General features: G+C 73.0%; 15 protein-coding genes. 7 read left to right on the top strand and 8 right to left on the bottom strand.

Translation table 11 applies throughout. From position 1 onward, the window contains the following. The first annotated feature begins 435 nt into the window (after positions 1 to 435). A complete protein-coding gene (locus tag WMF29_RS25270) occupies positions 436 to 4,326 on the top strand; it encodes a protein kinase domain-containing protein (RefSeq protein WP_437322707.1) in 3,891 nt (1,296 codons plus the stop codon). 192 nt (positions 4,327 to 4,518) lie between these two features. On the opposite strand, the gene WMF29_RS25265 is transcribed toward WMF29_RS25270, so the two are convergent. Next, complete coding sequence (locus WMF29_RS25265) at positions 4,519 to 5,460, bottom strand: hypothetical protein (RefSeq protein ID WP_437322706.1); 942 nt, start codon at positions 5,458 to 5,460, stop codon at positions 4,519 to 4,521. 359 nt (positions 5,461 to 5,819) lie between these two features. Here WMF29_RS25265 and WMF29_RS25260 point away from each other — a divergent pair, with 359 nt between their 5' ends. The 3 genes from WMF29_RS25260 (at position 5,820) to WMF29_RS25250 (ending at position 8,554) form a co-directional block, all read left to right on the top strand. Beyond that, on the top strand, positions 5,820 to 6,608 hold the full coding sequence (locus WMF29_RS25260; RefSeq protein ID WP_437322705.1) for an SDR family NAD(P)-dependent oxidoreductase: 789 nt from the start codon (positions 5,820 to 5,822) through the stop codon (positions 6,606 to 6,608). 108 nt (positions 6,609 to 6,716) lie between these two features. Further along, positions 6,717 to 8,099: an MFS transporter gene (locus WMF29_RS25255; protein WP_437322704.1), complete on the top strand. Its 1,383-nt coding sequence runs from the start codon at positions 6,717 to 6,719 to the stop codon at positions 8,097 to 8,099. Between the two features lie 101 nt (positions 8,100 to 8,200). Further along, on the top strand, positions 8,201 to 8,554 hold the full coding sequence (locus tag WMF29_RS25250; protein ID WP_437322703.1) for a hypothetical protein: 354 nt from the start codon (positions 8,201 to 8,203) through the stop codon (positions 8,552 to 8,554). An 81-nt stretch (positions 8,555 to 8,635) separates the two neighbouring features. Here WMF29_RS25250 and WMF29_RS25245 read toward each other — a convergent pair whose 3' ends face one another. After that, positions 8,636 to 9,418, bottom strand: coding sequence for a hypothetical protein (locus WMF29_RS25245; protein WP_437322702.1), 783 nt, complete (start codon positions 9,416 to 9,418; stop codon positions 8,636 to 8,638). 249 nt (positions 9,419 to 9,667) lie between these two features. On the opposite strand from WMF29_RS25245, the gene WMF29_RS25240 reads away from it, so the two are divergent. Then, a complete protein-coding gene (locus tag WMF29_RS25240) occupies positions 9,668 to 10,186 on the top strand; it encodes a DUF2243 domain-containing protein (RefSeq protein ID WP_437322701.1) in 519 nt (172 codons plus the stop codon). Here the strand turns inward: WMF29_RS25240 and WMF29_RS25235 are convergent. From WMF29_RS25235 to WMF29_RS25225, 3 genes are all read right to left on the bottom strand, one after another. After that, positions 10,160 to 10,990, bottom strand: coding sequence for a hypothetical protein (locus WMF29_RS25235; RefSeq protein ID WP_437322700.1), 831 nt, complete (start codon positions 10,988 to 10,990; stop codon positions 10,160 to 10,162). The two genes, WMF29_RS25240 and WMF29_RS25235, sit on opposite strands and share 27 nt — an antisense overlap. A gap of 103 nt (positions 10,991 to 11,093) precedes the next feature. Continuing rightward, positions 11,094 to 11,579: a Cys-tRNA(Pro) deacylase gene (ybaK, locus tag WMF29_RS25230; RefSeq protein WP_437322699.1), complete on the bottom strand. Its 486-nt coding sequence runs from the start codon at positions 11,577 to 11,579 to the stop codon at positions 11,094 to 11,096. Positions 11,580 to 11,703: 124 nt separating this feature from the next. After that, positions 11,704 to 12,624 (bottom strand): alpha/beta hydrolase, encoded by a 921-nt coding sequence (locus tag WMF29_RS25225; RefSeq protein WP_437322698.1) that lies wholly within the window; start codon positions 12,622 to 12,624, stop codon positions 11,704 to 11,706. Between the two features lie 432 nt (positions 12,625 to 13,056). Between WMF29_RS25225 and WMF29_RS25220 the strand changes: the two genes are divergently transcribed. Both WMF29_RS25220 and WMF29_RS25215 read left to right on the top strand, forming a co-directional pair. Beyond that, the gene (locus tag WMF29_RS25220) at positions 13,057 to 14,697 is read left to right on the top strand and encodes a di-heme-cytochrome C peroxidase (protein WP_437322697.1); all 1,641 of its coding nucleotides are present in this window, start codon (positions 13,057 to 13,059) and stop codon (positions 14,695 to 14,697) included. Between the two features lie 124 nt (positions 14,698 to 14,821). Beyond that, on the top strand, positions 14,822 to 15,409 hold the full coding sequence (locus tag WMF29_RS25215; protein ID WP_437322696.1) for a hypothetical protein: 588 nt from the start codon (positions 14,822 to 14,824) through the stop codon (positions 15,407 to 15,409). Between the two features lie 122 nt (positions 15,410 to 15,531). Here the strand turns inward: WMF29_RS25215 and WMF29_RS25210 are convergent, their stop codons facing one another. From WMF29_RS25210 to WMF29_RS25200, 3 genes are all read right to left on the bottom strand, one after another. Beyond that, entirely contained in the window at positions 15,532 to 15,765 is a 234-nt protein-coding gene (locus tag WMF29_RS25210) for a hypothetical protein (RefSeq protein WP_437322695.1), read from the bottom strand. A 111-nt stretch (positions 15,766 to 15,876) separates the two neighbouring features. Further along, a complete protein-coding gene (locus WMF29_RS25205) occupies positions 15,877 to 17,748 on the bottom strand; it encodes a DUF885 domain-containing protein (RefSeq protein ID WP_437322694.1) in 1,872 nt (623 codons plus the stop codon). 126 nt (positions 17,749 to 17,874) lie between these two features. Next, positions 17,875 to 18,189: a rhodanese-like domain-containing protein gene (locus tag WMF29_RS25200; protein ID WP_272093559.1), complete on the bottom strand. Its 315-nt coding sequence runs from the start codon at positions 18,187 to 18,189 to the stop codon at positions 17,875 to 17,877. Positions 18,190 to 18,366: the final 177 nt, after the last annotated feature.

The raw sequence follows: 18,366 nt of genomic DNA, 5'->3' as shown, positions 1-18,366 counted from the left end.
ATGGCGTCCGAGCCGAGACACGGTGACGAGCGCAATGCGCCCCGTGACTCGCGCCCCGGAGACAGGACAGGACGTTTTGCCTCGGTGGGGTGAAATGCGCCTCCCACACCCGCGCTCAGGCGCGCAAGCGCGCTCGGGGCGCGAGCCCCCATCCAGGGAGATCAGGTCTCTCTGTTTCCCACGCTACCCGACGCCGACCGGTGCTTCCGCTGCGCTGGCGTGGCATCACGGCTGCCAGCCGCGCGGGGCACACGGGGGCACGCCGCCCGCGCCACGATGAATGATGTTGGGTAGCTCACAGCCTTGGCGGGTTCGCAGCCGCGGGCGAACCGCCGCGCCCGGCCGCTGCGGGCGGAGTCGCTGGCGATCGGGACCGAGTTCGTTTACTCCGTTGTAAGCAGGCTCATGCGAGGTCTCAGGTAAGGCGGGGACGAGATGCGCGTGGGAGACGTCATCGACCGTCGCTTCCTGATCGAGCGCCTCGCCAGCTCGGGCGGGATGGGGGACGTCTACCGCGCCTGCGATCTGGTCACGAACGAGCCGGTGGCGCTGAAGGTCCTGCAGCGGCGAGGGCTCCAGGAGGCGATCCGGTTCGCGCGCGAGGTCGAGGCGCTCGAGGCGCTCACCGCGCTGCGGCACCCGGGCATCGTGCGGTACATCGCGCACGGCGCGACCGACGCCGGGCAGCCCTACCTCGCGATGGAGTGGCTCGCCGGCGAGACGCTGACCGAGCGGCTCACCCGCAGGTCGCTCACGATCGCCGAGAGCGTCGCGCTCGCGTCGCGCATCGCGTCGACGCTCGGCGTCGTGCACCGCGCCGGCATCGTCCACCGCGACCTCAAGCCGAGCAACCTGCTCCTCGTGGGCGGCGCGATCGAGGGGGTCACGCTCATCGACTTCGGCGTGGTGCGCCTCGGCGCGATGGACCGGCACCTCACCATGCCCGGCACGATGCTCGGCACCCCGGGCTACATGGCGCCGGAGCAGGCCCGCAGCGAGCCGAACATCGACCCCCGCGCCGACGTCTTCTCGCTCGGCTGCGTGCTCTTCAAGTGCCTCACCGGGCGCTCGGCGTTCCAGGGCGCGGACGGGCTCTCGGTGCTCATCAAGGTCATCCTCGAGGATCCGCCGCGGCTCCGCGAGCTGCGCGGGGACGTGCCCGAGGCGCTCGACGACCTCGTCGCGCGCATGCTCGCGAAGCCGCCGAAGGACCGGCCCCGCGACGGCGACGCGGTGGCGGCGGAGCTGCTCGCGCTCGACGACGCGGGCGTCGGCGCCGCGAGCAGCCGCCCGTCGAACACGCTGCGCGGGGGCGAGATCACCACGAACGAGCGCAAGATGATGTGCCTCGTGCTCGCGCGCGACGCGAGCGGCGACGCCGAGGCGACGCGCTCCCAGGAGGAGGACCTGGAGCGCAGCAAGGCGCTCATCGCCGTCGCCGAGCGCTACCAGGGCGAGCTCGAGATCCTGGAGTCCCGCTCGCCGCTCATCGTGCTCACCGCCGGCGGCGCCCCGACCGACCTCGCGGCGCAGTCCGCCCGCTGCGCGCTCGCGCTGAACGCGCTGCTCGGCAGCGTGCCGGTCGCGCTCGTCACGGGCCGCGCCGAGATGTCCGCGCGGCTGCCGGTCGGCGAGCTCATCGACCGCGCGGTCCACCTGCTGCCGCCCGTGCACGCGCCGGCCGGCGCGGACGCCGTCCGGATGGACGAGGTGACCGCGGGGCTGCTCGGCGCCCGGTTCGACGTGACCCGCGAGGCGGGCGCCCTCCGTCTGTACGGCGAGCGCGAGGAGCTCGCCTCCACGCCGCCCCTGCTCGGCAAGCCGACGCCGTGCGTCGGGCGCGACCGCGAGCTCGCGCTGCTGGAGGCGGCGTTCTCGCACTGCGTCGAGGAGTCGACGCCGAGCGCCGTGCTCGTGACGGCGCCCGCGGGCGCAGGCAAATCCCGCCTGCGCTCCGAGCTGATCCGGCGGCTCCGCGACCGCGGCGAGGACCTGGAGGTGTGGATCGGGCGCGGCGACCCGATGAGCGCAGGCTCGGCCTTCGCGCTGCTCGCCCCGGCGCTGCGGCGCGCGATCGGCCTCTTCGAGGGCGAGCCCATCGAGGCGCGGCAGCGCAAGCTGCGCGCGCGCGTCGCGCGGTACGGCCACGCCGAACCGGCGCGCACCGCGGCGTTCCTCGGGGAGCTCATCGGCGTGCCCTTCCCCGACGGCGACAGCGTGCAGCTGATGGCGGCGCGGCGCAGCCCCGTGCTGATGAGCGACCAGATCCGCGTCGCCTGGGAGGAGCTCCTCAGGGCCGAGTGCTCGGCGAGGCCCGTGCTCCTCGTGCTGGAGGACCTGCACTGGGGCGATCTGCCGAGCGTGCTGCTCGTCGACTCGGCGCTCCGCAACCTCGGCGATCAGCGGCTGATGGTGCTCGCGCTGGGCCGGCCGGAGGTGCGGGAGCTCTTCCCGAAGCTCTGGGCGGGGCGCGGCGTCCACGAGGTGCAGCTGTCGGGGCTGCCGCGCCGCGCGAGCGAGCGGCTGGTGCGCCAGGTGCTCGGCGAGGACGTCGCGCCGGAGCTCCTCGCGATGATCGTCGACCGCGCCGACGGCAACGCGTTCTACCTGGAGGAGCAGCTCCGCGCGGTGGCCGACGGCAAGGGCGCCGACCTGCCCGAGACGGTGGTGGCGATGGTGCAGGCGCGCATCGAGGCGCTCGACATCGAGGCGCGGCGCGCGCTGCGGGCGGCGAGCGTCTTCGGGCAGACGTTCTGGCAGGGCGGGGTGTCGGCGCTCGTGGGCGGGGCGCAGGTCGCGCCGAAGCTTGTCGAGCTGGAGCAGCGCGAGGTGATCTCCCGGCGCGGCGAGGGCAGCCTCCCCGGCGAGGTGGAGTACAGCTTCCAGCACGCGATCGTGCGGGAGGCGGCCTACGGGATGCTGACGGAGGGCGATCGGCGGCTCGGGCACCGGCTCGCCGGCGAGTGGCTGTCGCGCGCGGGCGCGGGCGCGGTGGACGCGATGGCGCTCGGCGAGCACTTCGAGCGCGGCGGCGAGCTCTCGCGCGCCGCCGCCGCGTACTGCCGCGCGGCGGAGCAGGCGCTGCGGGCGCAGGACCTCGCCGCCGCGATCGAGCGCGCCGAGCGCGGCGTCGCGTGCGGCCCGAACGCGCAGGCGCTCGGCGCGCTTCGCCTCGTGGAGGCCGAGGCGCACGTCTGGCGCGGGGAGCTCGCGCTCGCGGAGCAGCGCGGGACCGAGGCCGTGGACCGGCTGCCCTCCGGCTCCGCGGCGTGGTTCTCGGCGATCAAGCAGGTCGCCATGGCAGCGGGCAAGCTGGGCGGCTTCGAGCGGGTGGAGCGCTGGATGAGCGCGGCGCAGGCCGCCGCGGCGGACGCGGAGGGCGCGCTCGTGGCGAAGCACATGTGCCTCGGCGAGGGCGCGCTGCTGCTCGTGTTCGGGGGGCGCTACGCGTTCGCGGACGCGCTGATCGAGGCGATCGAGGGCGACGGGACGGACCTCGCGGAGCGGGAGGTCGAGGTGGTGGCGCGGCTGCACGCGGCGCGGTCGGCCCGGGCGCTCGGGAACGGCGATCCCAGCGCGTGCCTCGCGGGGCTGTCCGCGGCGCTCGCGGCGTTCGAGCGCGCGGGCGACCGCGGCAACGCCTGCGCGTTCCGCATGAACGTCGGGTACATGCACGCGGAGCTCGGGGATTTCGCGGGCGCGGAGGAGGTGCTGCGCAGCGCGCTCTCGGGCGCGGAGCGGATGGGGCTGCACGATCTCGCGGTGGCGACGCTCAGCAACCTGGGGCACGTCCTCGGCTACCGGGGGCGGATCGAGGAGGCGGAGCGGACCGAGCGCGAGGCGATCGCGCTGTCGCAGCGGCTCGGGGATCCGCGCACGGAGGGGAGCGCGCGGACGTACCTCGCGCGGATCGCGCTGCTCGCGCGGGACTTCGAGGGGGCGGAGCAGGAGGCGAGGGCGGCGGCGGAGATCCTGCAGAGCGCGCCGCCGCTGCGCGCGGCGGCGCTTGCGGCGAGGGCGAGGGCGCTGCTCGGGCTGGGGAGGTTCGACGAGGCGCTGTCGGCGGCGGGGGAGGCGTTCTCGATGCTGAACGCGATCGGGGCGATCGAGGAGGGGGAGTCCGCGGTGAGGAACGTCTACGCGGAGGCGCTGGCGGCGAACGGGATGGAGGCGGACTGCGCGGCGGCGATCGCGGCGGCGAGGGAGAGGTTGATGGAGAGGGCGGGGAAGATCAGCGATCCGGTGTGGAGGGAGCGGTTCCTCACGATACCGGAGAACCAGCGGACGCTGGAGATGGCGGCGAGGTGGGGAGGGCCCTCGGCGTGAAGCAAGCTCGTTCGGTCACGAGGCCTCCTCCCCACCACCGGTCACCAACGTAAACGTTTACGTTGTCGTCATCGTGGTCGTGGTCGTGGTCGTTCACGGCCTACCGTTGACCCACCATCGGTCACCAACGTAAACGTTGGGATGTAGGAGAACGCGGCGCAAGCTTGGTTAACGCCTACGGGGACGGGAGGATCAGCCGTCGCGCGGCTCGGCCGGCAGGCCGGCGTTCTTGCGGAGGGTGGCGATCAGGCGGTCCATCGCCTCGCGGTAGGTCTTCTGGGCCGCGGCGATGCGCTCCTCCATCGTCTCGTCGATCTGCTTCGCCTGGGTCGCGGCCGAGTCGAGCATCGCCTTGCTGCGCCCGAGCTCCTCGATGCGCTCCTCCGACGCCTTCTTCTCCTCGTCGGTGCGTTTGCCCGAGGACTGGAATGCTCGCTCCGCCTCGACCGCCTCGTCGATCGACTTCTTGATGGTCTCGATCTCCTCGAGCATCCGGCGGAGCCGGAGCTTGTGCTCGACCATGTCGATGTGGACGACGTAGCTCACGAAGCTCACCGCGTCGGCCTGCTTCTCGAGCGTCGCGGCGTTCTCCTTGCCGAGCGAGGCGCGGTAGCGCTCGATGCGGCGGTGCGCCTCGCTGCGCTCGCGGACGTACTTCTCGAGCTGGCGCTCGACGCCCTCCTCGAGAGCGTGCGCCGTGGCGCCGGTGACGTCGACGTCACACCCCTTCTGCTTGACGACGTACTGCGCGGCGCCGCTCACCTTGCGGGTGAGGTCCTCCTTGTTGTCGTTGAAGAACGCCACAGCGCCGTCGACGGCGCGCACGCGCTCCACGTAGTCGTAGCTCCGGCCCGCCGCGTCCGCCTGCTCGATGACGTCGAGGACCTGCTTCCAGTCCGGCTTCTTGAGCTGGTCGGGATAGCCCGCGAACTGCTCTGTGGCGCGCTTCGAGAGGTCCTCGCGCTCGCCGAACGACGTGGCCGTCGCCTGGAGCTCGGCCGGGTAGCGCCCCGCATAGCCGCTCTGCGAGGCCGAGGACGCGATCTCGGGCTCCGGCTTGGGGGCGCTGCAGCCGAGCGCGAAGAGCTGGCCGGCCAGGAAGAGCGCCCCGGCGATGAGGTACGGTCGGTTCATGGACGCCGGCCTATAGCCCAACTCCGCCCCGGCCGCGCGCGCTCCGCGCCGACGCCACCTCGGTCAGGGTGACGCGACCCACATCCGCGCAGCCCGGCGCAACCAGTGCGACGCGCGCGACGCACGCGCGACACCTCGGCACAAGGAGCCCTGTCGCGCGTCGCGCGCGCGTCGCGTTACGGCGCGGAGAGCGCCGGAATCACTTCCCTTTCGTACTCGCCCTTGGCATCGTCTCGGGCCCGCTCTGCGCGCTCGGTTTGCGTTCCAGACGGCCGAAGACGGTTGTTCCTTACTCGGCGTTTCACGAGCACCGGCGCCTGTCACGGAGGCGCCGGCCACCTTCGGGAGGGATGTGAAGCATGGGAGCTCTGAAAGACAAGGTCGTCATCGTCACGGGCGCGAGCTCGGGCATCGGCAGGGCGACGGCGGTCGCGCTGGCCGCCGAGGGCGCCAAGGTCGTCGCGAGCGCGCGGCGCGAGGCGCAGGGGCGCGAGCTCGTCGCGGCCGTCAAGGATCGCGGCGGGGAGATCACGTGGGTCACCGCCGACATGCGGGTCGAGGGCGACGTCGAGGCGCTCGTGAAGGCCGCGGTGTCCACCTATGGGCGCCTCGACTGCAGCTTCAACAACGCCGGAGCCGGCTCCTTGGTGCCGTTCGCCGACATGTCCAACGCCGACTACGACCTGGTCATGGACACGAACCTCCGCGGCGTCTTCTGGTGCATGAAGTACCAGATCAAAGCCATGCTCGCGAGCGGCGGGGGCTCGATCGTCAACTGCGCGTCGGTGGCCACGTCGCGCTTCTTCCCCGGGCTCTCGATCTACGCTGCCTCCAAGGCCGGCCTCGTCGCGCTCACGCGCACCGCCGCGGTCGAGTACGCGCAGAAGGGTATCCGCATCAACGCGGTGAGCCCCGGCGTCGTCGAGTCGGAGATGGCGACGGCCGGCTGGCGCCTCGACGATCCCCAGGGCCGCGCCTTCGCCGCGTCGCTCCACGCCATGAACCGCGTCGGCGGGCCCCACGAGGTAGCCGCGCTCGTCGCCTTCCTCTTCAGCGACAAGGCCTCGTTCATCACCGGCCAGGAGGTCGCCGTCGACGGCGGCCTCCTCTCGGCGGCGTGGCCCGCCAACTACGCAGGCGGAGGCTGAGCCGCGCGCCGCGGCGGAGCCCGGCCGGAGGCCGCGCGCCTGACCCCGCTGCGCCCGGATCCTCCGGATCCCAGGTTCCCGAGCCTCCGGCGTCCCCATACTGCGACCATGGGTCAGCCTGAAGCGGAGCCGCTCCCCGCGGCGGGTCGTGCCGAGCGCCCGGCGGGCTCCGGCGCGTCGCTCTTGCGCGCGCTCCGCCACCGGAACTACCAGCTCTTCTTCGCCGGCCAGCTCGTCTCGCTGGTCGGCACCTGGATGCAGTCGGTCGCCCAGTCGTGGCTCGTGTACCGGCTGACGGGCTCGTCGCTGCTGCTCGGCACCGTCGGGTTCGCGACGCAGATCCCCGTCTTCCTGCTCGCCCCGATCGGCGGCACCGTGGCCGACCGGCGGAGCCGCCACCGCATCCTGCTCGCCACGCAGTCGGCCGCGATGGCGCTCGCCTTCGGGCTCGGCGCGCTCACGCTGAGCGGGCACATCCAGGTCCCGCACATCCTCGGGTTCAGCGTGCTCCTCGGCGTCGTGAACGCGTTCGACATCCCGACGCGGCAGGCGTTCGTCGTCGAGATGGTGGGCCGGGAGGACCTCGCTAACGCCATCGCGCTCAACTCCTCGATGTTCAACGGCGCGCGGATCATCGGGCCGGCGGTGGCGGGCATCCTGGTCGGCGCGATCGGCGAGGGGTGGTGCTTCGTCGCGAACGGGGTGAGCTTCCTCGCCGTGCTCGCGAGCCTCCTGGCGATGCGCGTCCCGCCCCGCCCGGCCGCCGCCCGGCGCGGCTCCGCGTTCTCCCACACGGTCGAGGGCTTCCAGTTCGTCGCGCGCACGAGGGCCATCCGCGCGCTCCTGCTCCTGCTCGGGGTCGTGAGCGTCACCGCGATGCCGTACGCGGTGCTGATGCCGATCTTCGCCGATCGGATCCTGCGCGGTGGGGCGCAGGGGCTCGGCATCCTGATGGGCGCGTCGGGCATCGGGGCGCTGCTCGGCGCGCTCGTCCTCGCCGGCCGGAGGCGGCTCCGGGGCCTCGGCCGCTGGGTCGCCGCGGCCTGCGCGGGGTTCGGGGTGGCGCTCGGGCTGTTCGCGCTGTCGCGGTCGTTCTGGCTCTCGGCGCTCCTGCTCGTGCCCGTCGGCTTCTCGATGATGGTGCAGATGGCGGGGTCGAACACGCTCGTGCAGGCGATGGTGCCGGACGCGCTCCGCGGGCGCGTCATGGCGGTCTACGCGATGATGTTCATGGGGATGGCCCCGCTCGGCGCGCTGCTCGCCGGCTGGCTCGCGGGCAAGATCGGCGCGCCAGCGACCGTCGCCTCGGGCGGCGCGTGCTGCGTCGTCGCGGCGGCGGTGTTCGCCGCGAGGCTCCCCAAGCTGCGGCGGCAGGCGCGGGAGCTGATCATCGCCCAGCAGATGGCCGCCGGGACGCCGCCGGAGCAGCTCACCCAGCCGGTCGCGGTGGAGGCAGCCCCGGAGGAGCAGCGCGCGGCGCGGCCGGCGTGAGCGGGCGGGGCCGGCGCGCTCCGGCACCTCGCATGCACGCGGCGGGTCGAGGCGGGCATGTGTGCGGTGGACGCACTGCGCGCCGGGCGAGGGAGGGGATCATGGGGCAAAAGGCCAAGCAGCGGTCCGAGGCGCAGGCGCAGGAGAACGGGCGTATCGACGAGGTCGATCAATCGAAGGGGATCTTCCGGCTCGACGGGCCGCACCCCAAGGACGCCGAGCTCCGCGCGCCGGGCTCGCTCGGCGGCGGGCCGTACGATGAATCGGGTCGCGGCGGTCCCGCGGGCTCGCTCGAGCTTCGGGAGACCGGCGCCGAGGCCACGGGCGCGGCGTCCCCGTCCGAGGAGGAGCCGCCGCCAGAGAGCGGCGCGACCGAACAGGCGCAGCCGAAAGGCGCGTTGCCCCAGCACGAGGAGCCGGGCGCGAAGGACCTCAAGGCCGCCGGGCAGGGATAGCGGGGCGCTGTGCCACGGCGGCGCTCGCGCCGGCGCGAGGTGTCTCGCCGCGCCGGCGGCGATAGCGCGCGCCCTGCGCGCTCACCGCGGGGCGACGGCGCTCGCCACGCCGAGAGCGACGTATTGGCCGACGGTGCCGGCCACGCCCATCGTGTCTCGGAGGCCCTTCATCAGCCGGCCGGGCAAGACCAGGTCGTCGAGCAGGAAGCCGCCGAGCGCCGACAGCGCGCCCGTGAGCGCGCCGCCGCGCTGCCCCGCCGCGTCGAGCGCCTTCTCGTAGCCGATGCCCCACACGAGCAGGCCCCCGGCGAGCGCCGCGATCCCTGCGGGCGTGGCGACCGGGTCGAACCGGCGCTTCGGGCGGCGACCCCCGAGGCCGACCATCGCCGCCATGGCGTTCATGGCGGCCCAGGGCGATCCGCGCTTGAGGGTGGACGCTGCCATCATCGTGCACATCGTCGCTGCCGTCAGCACGGCGCCGGTCCGCAGCCCGCGCGTGACGATCTCGCTCGTCCGGCTCGCCCGCTGAGGGCGCTGGGCCGCTGCGCGAGGCGTCGCCCAGGGAGACTGGGGCATCGCCGCGGGCGGCAGCCCCGTCGCCTCGGGCGGCAGCGCCGTCGGCTCGGGCGGCGAGGCGATCGGCGCGGCGGCCACCGACGCGGATTCGGGCGGCGGAGACGTCGCCTGGACAGGTGAAGTGACCCCCTCGGCAGGCGGGACCAGCGCCTCGGGCTGATCCGGCTCCGCGCCCTCCCGGCGGCCGACGTGGAGGTAATCCTCGCGGCCGTCATGGTACGTGTAGGGGACCGGCCTGGGACCCTGGTGTTCCGGCTCGGCCGTTCCGGCGGCGCGTTCCGGGTTCATTCGATTGTCCATCTGGCACCTTTCAGCGATTTCTGCGGATACGTGGGCTCCTCTCCTCAAGCATGTGCCAACTCCGTGCCAGGTCCGAGCTGGCCAGTCCATGGAGTCGGGCGCCGTCGGTTCGTGGCCGGCCAAGGCGCTGCGGTCCGGCGTGGCGAACCGGGCGCTCCGCCGGCCCGAGCGATCCGTCCTGCGCCGCCCGACGGCTGTGGTTTGCCGCTCGCATGGGGGCGCGCTCAGGAGGATTTCATGAGCACAGTCCGCCCGTTCGAGATCACGACCGCCACGAGGACCTCACGCGCCGTGAAGACGGCGGGGGTGATCTTCGGTATGGGCGCAGGAGGCCTGATCGACGGCATCCTGTTCCATCAGATCCTGCAGTGGCATCATCTGATCTGCTTCAGCTGCCATCCAGGCGCGACCATCGACGATGTGAGGCGGAACATCTTCGCCGACGGCCTGTTCGGCGTTGTCGCATTGAGCCTCACCGTGGCAGGCGTCATCAAGCTCTGGAGCGCCCTGCGCGCGGGCGGAACCGCGCTCCCCGGACGGATGCTCCCGGGCGCCGCCGCCATGGGCTGGGGGCTGTTCAACCTGGTCGAGGGGGTGATCGACCATCACCTCCTGCAGATCCACCATGTCCGTCCAGGTCCGGGGCAGCTCGGCTGGGACCTGGCCTTCCTCACGTCCGGCGTCCTGCTCGTGCTGGGCGGCCGGCGCCTGACGCGCGAGGCGCGCCCGTCAGTGGCCGCGCCGGCTCGGACCTGACTCGTCGCGCCAGGCCAGCTGGACCAGGCGGTGCAGCAGCGACAGCGAGGGCGCGTGAGGGCCCGCCTCGAGCGACGGAAACGCGCTTGTCAGCTGGGCCACGGCGAACGGCGTTCTCCTGGCGATGAGCAGCTCGCAGCGGCCGCTGAACGCCGCGGGGTTCTGGGGCGAAGCGGGGGTGTCCAGCGAGAGCCCCTCCGGGAGCTCTGCGACGGCCCGCCTCAGGTCGTCGAGCTCCTCGGGCGTGAGGCGCCTCCCGTGCGGCGCTTCTGCGCCGTCGCCGTCCGCGCGCAGCAGCGCGTGCCCGCTGGCCTGCGAGCGGAACGGGCCGTCCGAGGAGGGGGACAGCGAGAGCTCGACCTTGACCCAGCGGCGCCCTCCGCCGGCCGGCGCGATGCCCTCGAGGACGAGCAGCCAGTCGGGGGCCGCGGGCCGGCGCGCCAGCGCGCGCCTGGCCCAGCGACGCTGCGCTGCCGGCCCGACCCACGGCGAGAGCCCGGCGTGCCAGGCGCGGAACGCGAGCTCATCGCGGTACGCCGCGCCCGGCAGCCACCCCCTGGCCACCCCGATCGACTCCCAGACCGCGAGCCCCGCCGCGAGCGCCGGGCCCACGCTGATGCACTGGACCAGCCCCGGAATGCACGCGCCGGCCGCCGCGAGCACGGCGCCTCCGGCCGCCGCCGAGGCGGCCAGCTGGACCGCGCCGAGCCCGAGCTCCCACGGCTTGCAGCCCCGGCACCGCTGCCGCAGCTCGGAGGTGCTCAGCTCGCTCGGGTCGCGCACGTCGCAGGCCGCTCTGGTCATATCCCTCGTCGCCGCCCAGCGCCGGACCGGAGGCGAGCTCTGCCAGCATACCGCGGATCCGGCGGCGCGAGCGTCCAATCCTCGTCGCCGCCCGGCGACGCGATCAGTCCGCGTCGCCGCCCGGCGACGCGATGGCGCCGACCTTCGCCCTGGTCGCGCGCAGATAATCGCCGGGAGCGACGAGGATCTGCGTGCCGCGCACGCCGGCCGAGATGGAGACGACCTCGAAGAGCTCGATCGTCTCGTCCGCATAGACGGGATAGGCCTTCTTCGCGCCGAGCGCCGTGACCCCGCCGCGCACGTAACCGGTGAGCGGCTGGACCTCCTTCAGCGGCACCGTGTCGACCTTCCGGTCGCCGGTGAGCCTGGCCATCGCCTTGAGATCGAGCTGGGCGTTGCCGGGCACCACCGCGAAGCAGACGCCGTGGCGATCGCCGCGCGCCACCAGCGTCTTCCACACCTGCTCCGGCGGCAGGCCGATCTTCCTGGCCACGGTGCCCGCGGTCAGGTCGCTCGGGTCGACCTCGTAGGTGCGCAGCTCGTACGGGATGCCGAGGCTGTCGAGGATGCGCGCGGCGTTGGTCTTCATGGGGATGGGCCGGGCCCAACCTATACGCGCCGGCTGCGCCGATGACGACCGTGAAGAAGCGCCCCGAGGCCGGCCGAACCGCTTCGTCCGCCTCGCGGGCGTTGCGAGGGCGCGCGGCGCCGGCTCAGCGCGGGCGCCGGTCGTGGAAGAGGAGCATCTCGATGGTGCCGGCCTCGCGGAGCCAGGGCTGGTCGTGCGGGCCCGGCAGGACGCGGAGGGTGTGGGGGATGGACCGCTTCGCGAGCTGCGAGGCGAGGGCGGTGTTCGCGTCGCGGAACGGATCTCCCTCGCTGGTGAGCAGGTGGAGATCGCGCGGCCCGGCCGCGGCGACGGCCCGGGCGAGCCGGTCGGCGTAGGACGCGGCGCGGTGGGCGCTGATGGCGGACTGCACGCCGCCGAGGGCGCCGAAGAGCTCGGGCCTGCGGAGGAACACCTCGACGCCGACGTAGCCGCCGAGGGAGCAGCCGTCGAGCGAGGTGCGGGCCGCGTCGTCGAACGCGGGCGCCTCGGCGCGGGCGCGGGGGAGGACCACCTCGGCGAGCCAGCGCGCGTAGCCGTCGAGCGCCGCGGAGGGGTTCGGGGCCTTGTGGACGTTGGGCGTGAAGGGGCACGCGATGGCCAGGCCGCGGAACGGCCGCGCCGCGAGCGCGGCGTTGACCTCGGCGAGCCGCGCGTCGGTCCAGTCCATGCGGCGCGAGGTGCGCTCGAGCGGCGGGCGGCGCAGCCGCTCGTAGGCCGACCCGAGGCCGTACCGCGAGAGCCACGCGAAGGCGCCGAGGCGCTCGTCGCCGGTCTCGCCGAGGCCGTGGAGGAGCACGAGCAGCGGCACGCGCTCGCCCGGGGCGAGGTGCTTCGGGACGAGCAGCGTGAACCGCCGGCCGAGGGCGCGCTCGCCGGGGACCTGGAGGTCGCGGACGTCGAAGGCGGGCGGGGAAGCGGCGGGGGTCGGCGAGGGCGGCGCGGCGCCGGCGCGGTCGGCGAGGGCGCCGCGCGGGGCGAGCGCTGCGGCGCAGAGGGCCAGGAACGGGCGCCGGTGGAGGACCATGCGCGGAGTGTCGCAGCTCGGCGGCCGTCAGCCAGCCCGCGCTCGCGCTCCGCGTCGCGGCCCGCGGCGCGCGGCGTCTACGAGCGGCGTCCGGGAGCGGCGCTGCGCGGGCGGTGGCCTTTCGGGATCTGACGTCAGGTCATCGAGCCCCAGAGTTCCTGGGAAGACGCTCTTCCAACGCACGTCCAAAACACCGAAGCACCGGAGTCGCCCCCTTCGCTGCCCGCGGCTTGACTCGGCTTTGTGCGGTCGTAGGCTCCCTGCGACGGTGTCGCGCCGCTGCGCGCTGTTCCGGGTGGATCGCGGCGGCGCGCGGATGGATCCGTATCGTGCTCGACAGAGCCGATCAGGGAAAACGAGCTATCGACAGATTCTGACATGCGGTGTTGGCGACCGCGGGCGTCGCCGGGGCTTGTCGAAGGGGGGACGGTCATGTGGATCCAGATGGGGGCGATCGCGCTCGCGGCGGTCGCGGCGGTCGGCTGCGCGCACGCGAAGGGCGGCCGGGGCGCGGGCGATGTCGTGTACCTCGACCAGGGATGGGGCGAAGCGGAGCGCCGGATCTTCTACCGTGCCTCCCAGGGCGCCAGGCTGGTCCCGCTCGGGTGGTTCCTTGCGCTCGAGCGGGAAGACAGCGCCGATCGGTTCGCCGCGAGCGACTATGTGGCGCGCTATCGCTTCATCGAAGATCCGGACGCGAAGAACAACCCGGAGCGCCTCCCGGTGGGGTTCGCCAGGGACGTCGAGCCCGCGACGGGCGAGGTGTACGTCGGGTTCACGTGCGGGACCTGCCACACCCGCCAGATCTCCTATCGTGGCGCGAGGATCCGGATTGACGGCGGCCCTGCGGCGATCGACGTGGTCGCCTTCACCGATGCGCTCTTCGGCGCGCTCGACCGTACGCTGAAGACGCCGGAGAAGCTGGATCGCTTCGCCAGGGAGGTCCTCAAGGACCGTTACGGTGAGGACTCCACGCGCGCCTTGCGAGCGCAGATGGAGAAGATGCTGGAGGCGGCCCGGCTGCAAGCGTTCGCCGGGGGCGCGGCGGGGCCGCACGCCGCCGTTGCAGGGTTTGGCAGGCTGGACGCGCTCGGGCGCGCCGGCAACCTGCTGTTCGGTCAGCTCAATCCGGAGAACCTCCGCGCGCTCGACGCGCCCGTCGACTATCCCCACCTCTGGGATGCGCCGAGCTACGACTGGGTCCAATGGAACGGATCCATCATGCAGCCGATGGGGCGCAACATCGGGGAGGCCCTGGGGGTGGGCACGCACACGCGGCTCGACCCCGCGCCACAAGGGGCGGGGATGCACCTCCAGTCGAGCATCCGGGTGGACAACCTGCACCTGATCGAGCAGCAGGTCGAGAAGCTCCGCGCGCCGCGCTGGCCGGAGCACCTGCTCGGCAGCATCGACCGCGAGCGGGCGGCGCGCGGCGAGCGTCTTTACCGCGCGCACTGCGCGAGCTGCCACGACCCGGGGCTGACTCCCCCGGATGAGCACGGCAAGCGCTTCCGGGTAGCGACGATGTCCCCGCTCGAGCTGATCGGCACCGATCCGACCCACGCCGTGAATTTCAACGAGCGCACGGCGGATCTTGGGGCGCTCGGGCTCGGGAAGATGGGGATGGCGCAGGCGCTGGAGCTCGGAACGTCGGCGATCCGCGAGTTGAAGTACGACGAGTACGGCCTGTCGTCGGAGCAACGGCTCGCGTGGGACGGGTATCGCCCGAACCGGTGGCGCGCGCCGCGCGCGTACAAGGCGCGCGAGCTCAACGGGATCTGGGCGACGGCGCCGTACCTGCACAATGGGTCCGTCGCGAGCCTGTACGAGCTGCTCCTGCCGGCGGACCAGCGTTCGAAGAGGTTCTATCTCGGCAGTACGGAGTTCGACCCGAAGCACGTCGGCCTCCAGGTGAAGCCCTTCCAGGGAGGGTTCGAGCTCGTGACGGACATCCCCGGCAACTCGAATGCCGGGCACGAATACCGCGACGGGCCGCGCGGAAACGGCGTCATCGGCCCCGCGCTGACCGAGCAGGAGCGCTGGGATCTGGTCGAGTACCTGAAGACGCTGTGACGGGCGCGCCTGGCGAGGCGCGCCGAGCGATGGCGGCGCGGGGGGAGCGCCGCCTGCTGGCCTGCCGGAGGGGGCTCGACGGTCGCCGCGGAGGAGGTCCAGGGCTGCCAGGTGCTGACAGGAAATGCCCGAGGCGTGCGCGGCGGGGTGGACGCGCCGGGCGCGCAGCGAGTACACCGAGGCGCCCATGGACACGACGCACGACGCGACGGACGCGACGGACGACGAGGTCGGGCAGACGCGCCCGATCCGCCCTGAAGATCAGGACCCGAAGCTGTGGAAGGGGAACGGGTGGACGGCGCGGGTCATCAAGAACGAGGACGACGACGGGTGGGCGGTCGAGATGACGTGCGACGGCCAGAGCGAGCCCGCGCTGGTGGGGCCGTGGACGATGGGGCGTGACAAGAAGAACCCGAAGCCGCTCGACGCGAGCGCCTTCGCCACCCTGGTGAAGACGGCGAACGAGGTCCTTTCGCGGCACGCCCAGCAACGCCGGGCGCAGCTGCACCGGAGCGTGACGACGGTGGTCGAGGGCGGCGCCCGGATGCGGGTGGACCTCGACATCGTGCCCGACGAGGACGATCCGCACGCCATCCTCACGGGGCGAGACGCGGCAGGAGAGACCGTGAGGCGGTCGAGGGTGCCCCCGGACTTCAAGCTCACCGCCGAGAGCGCGCGGACGTGGCTCGAAGAGGGCGTTCCCGAGCCGTGACGGACCGCAGCCGGCCGTGGGGCCGGTAATCTGGCGATGAGCCAGGCCGAGCTCCGCCCGTGCCAGCTCAGGGGCGGGCGCTGGCTCCGCCGCAATGAGCTGCAGCGCAGCGGGGTCCAGGCTCAGCCCGGGTGGATCGGCGTCCAGGCCGGCGGGTCGCTCGCCGGGAACGACTCGTCCGACGCCTCGTCCACCGGCTCCCACGCCTCGCGCTGCGAGCGCGCCCCGCCGCGATCGGGCGGCGTCTGCGGGCTCCGCTCGTTGCGCATCTTCGCCCTCGTCGCCTCGGGTCCGGCCGCGGCGCCTTCAGGTGCTTCCGGCTGTCGCTCCGTTGCCTTCTCCTCGCTCGTTCCCATGCGTCACATCCTCCGGCGCTCCCGTGCCCGACACGACAGGTGGAGCCGGCGAGGCGTGCCGCAAGGGGACCCCGCGCCGGATCGAGACCGCCTTCGCTCGCTCTTTCTCGCTCAGCGCTCCGGCTGAGCCTCGACGAACCGCTCGAACACGGCCTTGCGCAGCAGCTTCGGCGGCAGGATCCCCTGGGCGAGCACGAAATCGTGAAATCGCTGCGCATCGAAGCGAGGACCCATCATGGACTCGACCTCTGCCCGGAGATCCATCAGCCGGGTGAACCCGTAGAAATACGACGTCGCCTGTCCCGGCGCGCGGAACGTGTAGCGCTCCACCTCGGACTGAGCGAACGGCGCCGACAGCACCACTTCCTGCTCCAGGAAGGCGCGCGCGGCCGCAGGCGTGATCTTGCCGGCCTGGAGCTCCGGGTCCAGGAAGGCGCGCGCGGCCCGCAGCAGGCGGTACTGCAGCGAGACGAGCTGACCGTCGGGCGGCATGAACGGGAACACGAGGGCCTCGGAGTACAGCCCCCAGCCCTCGACGTTGGCGCTGTTCATCGCGAACACCGCCCGGGCGATCGAGACGCCGCGCTCGACGAGCGAGGCGAACTGGAGCTCGTGTCCGGGGCGCACCTCGTGGGCGGTGAGCGTCCACGACGCCGCTGCATGGGTGAAGTCGTCGACCTTCTGCAGCTCGTCCGCGGCGCCGGGGGGGCCCGGGAGGCTGAGCGGCAACACGAACTCCCCTTCTTCCCCCTGGTTGCCGATCAGCCGCGGCGGCCGCATGTGGGGCGCCGGCGACTCGGCGCTCTCGGCGGCGGTGCCGAGCCGGATGCGCGCAGGCCGCTCGGGCAGCGTGACGAGGCGCTCTTTCCTGATGATGTCCTCTATCTGGGCGAGCCGCGCCTCGTAGTGCGGCAAGATGGCCTCGCCCACCAGCTGCTCTTTCTTCAGGGCGCGGAGCACGTCGCGGTAGTCCGCGCCTGGCAGCTTGCGTTCCCTGGCGACCGATACCGAGAGCTCCTGCATATGCGCCGTCAGATCCTCGAAGGCGGCGTGGGCCAGGGACGCGAGCTCGGCGGGCGGCAGATCGACGCCTTGCGACTCGAGCGCGAACACATAGAGCGGCCGCGGCAGCGCGAAGTCGGTCCGCGCCCGGGGGAGCACGTCGTTGCGCAGCGCCGCGTCGTACGCCTCGAGCTGGCGATCCAGCGCCGCGAGCGGCTCGTCATGGCCGCTGATGCCGTATTTCCTGAAGAGCTCGCCGATGCCCTCGCGAACGCGGGCGTTCGTGGCGAGGTGCCGCTCGATCTCCATCCTGGGCGGGGCGAGCAATCCGGGCTTCTCGAGGTCCTGGAGGAGCCTGGACATGGCCTGCTCGGCGATCGGCACGTAGCCCGCCTCCATGCCGGCATAGCGCCGGAGGCGCGTGCGGGCCGCGGCCCGCCGCGCCGGCGGCACCCGGTCGTCCAGCAGGTTCGAGATGCCCTCGAACACGAGCCCCGTGACGTTCACGTAGGTGACGCTGTGCTTCTCCTCGAGCTCCGAGCTGCGAACGGCCCGGTCCGCGGCGTCCAGCATGATCTGCAGATCCTCGGCGACCGCCGGGTCCTTCTCGGTCTCTCGTCGTCTCTGGAGCTCCACGATGGCCGCGCGGTAGGCCGCGCGCTTCTGCGCCTCGACCCCGGGCGAGAGGTCCGAGATCTCCCGGTCCGCGCGCTCGAGCCCAAGGTAGCCGGCGCGCTCCGGCGAGAACCGGACGAGCACGTCGAGGAGGACCTTCGCGTGCTCGTTGCTGCGCTCGACCCACGCCGGGAGCCGCTGGGCCGTTGCAGGTGCCGAGCGCACGGCGGGCGCCGTGCTCGCGGCCGCCGAGGGCGCCGGCGAGGGCAGGGGAGCCGGCGCGGCCGCGGGAGGCGGGGCGCTGCGGGCGCATGAGGCGGCGAGCAGGGGAACGAGGAGGAAGGTGCGGAGCGCGCGCAGGTCCATGCCGCACACCTTGTGACGGCGGCGCCGCGCGCCAACCGCAGCGCGGTGCAAACCGAGTCGCGCGCCGCGCTCGGCGGCACCCCACCAGCGCCTCGCGCGACGCCTGGATGTTCTCTATCGAGCAGCTCAGCTGTGCTCGAGCGGAAGCCCCGCCTTGACCCAACCGCTCGTGCCGCCATCCAGGTTGTAGAGCTGGTTGAACCCGAGCCGCTCGGCGAGCTTCGCCGCCGTCAGGCTGCGGGCGCCCTTCGCGCACACGAACACCACCCGATCGCGCGGCAGGGCCCGCTGCGGATCCGCTCTCAGTTGATCGAGGGGCACCAGCCGCGCGTGCGGCACGTGTCCGACCGACCACTCGCGTGGCTCGCGTACATCCACAACGTCCACCTCCCCGCTCTTGATCAGCTCGTCCGCGTCCCTGGGCGATATCGTCTGGATCATTCGTCCATTATAACGGACGCATGCGACAGTGGCAACCCGAGGGACACAAGTTCGCCGTCGAGACGAAATCCTTCGAAATCCCGTGTGTTCAGCCTAATTTGGAGATCCAACCCGGGGGTTGGGCGGCGAAATCGGTCGGAAGGGAGCCCGGCGGTGTCCGTCTCAGCGGACAGCCGC

Source organism: Sorangium sp. So ce381, assembly GCF_051473845.1.
Classification (GTDB): Bacteria; Myxococcota_A; Polyangia; order Polyangiales; family Polyangiaceae; genus Sorangium; species Sorangium atrum.
The sequence above is the reverse complement of the archived record's forward strand: the minus strand, read 5'-3'. Positions and strand labels throughout refer to the sequence as shown.

What these genes read in the sequence shown, in the direction of transcription:
- WMF29_RS25270 (WP_437322707.1), top strand. Translation starts at nt 436, where the DNA reads ATGCGCGTGGGAGACGTCATCGACCGTCGCTTCCTGATCGAGCGCCTC.
- WMF29_RS25265 (WP_437322706.1), bottom strand. Translation starts at nt 5,460, where the DNA reads ATGAACCGACCGTACCTCATCGCCGGGGCGCTCTTCCTGGCCGGCCAG.
- WMF29_RS25260 (WP_437322705.1), top strand. Translation starts at nt 5,820, where the DNA reads ATGGGAGCTCTGAAAGACAAGGTCGTCATCGTCACGGGCGCGAGCTCG.
- WMF29_RS25255 (WP_437322704.1), top strand. Translation starts at nt 6,717, where the DNA reads ATGGGTCAGCCTGAAGCGGAGCCGCTCCCCGCGGCGGGTCGTGCCGAG.
- WMF29_RS25250 (WP_437322703.1), top strand. Translation starts at nt 8,201, where the DNA reads ATGGGGCAAAAGGCCAAGCAGCGGTCCGAGGCGCAGGCGCAGGAGAAC.
- WMF29_RS25245 (WP_437322702.1), bottom strand. Translation starts at nt 9,418, where the DNA reads ATGAACCCGGAACGCGCCGCCGGAACGGCCGAGCCGGAACACCAGGGT.
- WMF29_RS25240 (WP_437322701.1), top strand. Translation starts at nt 9,668, where the DNA reads ATGAGCACAGTCCGCCCGTTCGAGATCACGACCGCCACGAGGACCTCA.
- WMF29_RS25235 (WP_437322700.1), bottom strand. Translation starts at nt 10,990, where the DNA reads ATGACCAGAGCGGCCTGCGACGTGCGCGACCCGAGCGAGCTGAGCACC.
- ybaK (WP_437322699.1), bottom strand. Translation starts at nt 11,579, where the DNA reads ATGAAGACCAACGCCGCGCGCATCCTCGACAGCCTCGGCATCCCGTAC.
- WMF29_RS25225 (WP_437322698.1), bottom strand. Translation starts at nt 12,624, where the DNA reads ATGGTCCTCCACCGGCGCCCGTTCCTGGCCCTCTGCGCCGCAGCGCTC.
- WMF29_RS25220 (WP_437322697.1), top strand. Translation starts at nt 13,057, where the DNA reads ATGTGGATCCAGATGGGGGCGATCGCGCTCGCGGCGGTCGCGGCGGTC.
- WMF29_RS25215 (WP_437322696.1), top strand. Translation starts at nt 14,822, where the DNA reads ATGCCCGAGGCGTGCGCGGCGGGGTGGACGCGCCGGGCGCGCAGCGAG.
- WMF29_RS25210 (WP_437322695.1), bottom strand. Translation starts at nt 15,765, where the DNA reads ATGGGAACGAGCGAGGAGAAGGCAACGGAGCGACAGCCGGAAGCACCT.
- WMF29_RS25205 (WP_437322694.1), bottom strand. Translation starts at nt 17,748, where the DNA reads ATGGACCTGCGCGCGCTCCGCACCTTCCTCCTCGTTCCCCTGCTCGCC.
- WMF29_RS25200 (WP_272093559.1), bottom strand. Translation starts at nt 18,189, where the DNA reads ATGATCCAGACGATATCGCCCAGGGACGCGGACGAGCTGATCAAGAGC.